At 67.0% G+C, this 776-nt stretch carries 1 protein-coding gene; it reads right to left on the bottom strand.

What is annotated here, in order from left to right; genetic code table 11:
- On the bottom strand, positions 1-773 hold a 773-nt coding region (locus AC5RUO_RS19975), incomplete at its 3' end, for a formyltetrahydrofolate deformylase (RefSeq protein ID WP_494104443.1).
- Positions 774-776: the final 3 nt, after the last annotated feature.

The following is a 776-nucleotide window of genomic DNA, read 5'->3' as shown; positions in this document are numbered from 1 at the left end:
GGGCCGTAGGTGTGGTCCACGCGGATGACTTCCTGTTCGATGATCGGGCCCTCGTCCAGGTCCGCGGTGACGTAGTGCGCGGTCGCGCCGACGAGTTTCACGCCCCGGTCGTAGGCCTGGTGGTAGGGGCGGGCGCCCTTGAACCCGGGCAGGAAGGAGTGGTGGATGTTGATCGCGCGGCCTTCCAGGGCCCGGCACAGGTCATCGGAGAGGACCTGCATGTAGCGGGCCAGGACCACCAGGTCCGCCCGGTATTCCTCCACCAGTTCCAGCAGCCGGGCTTCGGCGTCGGCCTTGGTGTCCGGGGTGACCGGAAGGTAGATGAAGGGCAGCCCGGCCGCTTCGGCCATCGCCCGGTGGGTTTCGTGGTTGGAGACCACGGCCACCAGGTCCCCGCCCAGGGTCCCGCCGCGCCACCGGAAAATCAGGTCGTTGAGGCAGTGCCCGAACTTGGAGACCATCACCAGGACCCGCTGCTGGGTCTGGTCATGGAAGCTGAACTTCATCCCGAACCGGTCAGCGATCGGGCCGAACTCGGCCGTGAGCGTCTCCGGGGTCAGGTCCGGGGACCCGGAAAACGCGGTCCGCAGGTGCAGGGTCTGGCGCAGGCTGTCATCGAACTGCTGGTGCTCGTCAATGTTGAAGCCCCGCTCGAACAGGAAGGTGGTCACGGCCTGCACGATCCCGGCCTGCTCGGCACACGAGAGTGTGAGCACGAACTTCTGCCCCGGCTCCATTGCCGGCAGGGCCGCTGCGGTTGCCTCTGTTTGCATGAG

The organism is Arthrobacter sp. Y3221087, assembly GCF_059089905.1.
Note: the sequence above shows the minus strand (reverse complement) of the source record. Positions and strands in the feature narration are given on the sequence as shown.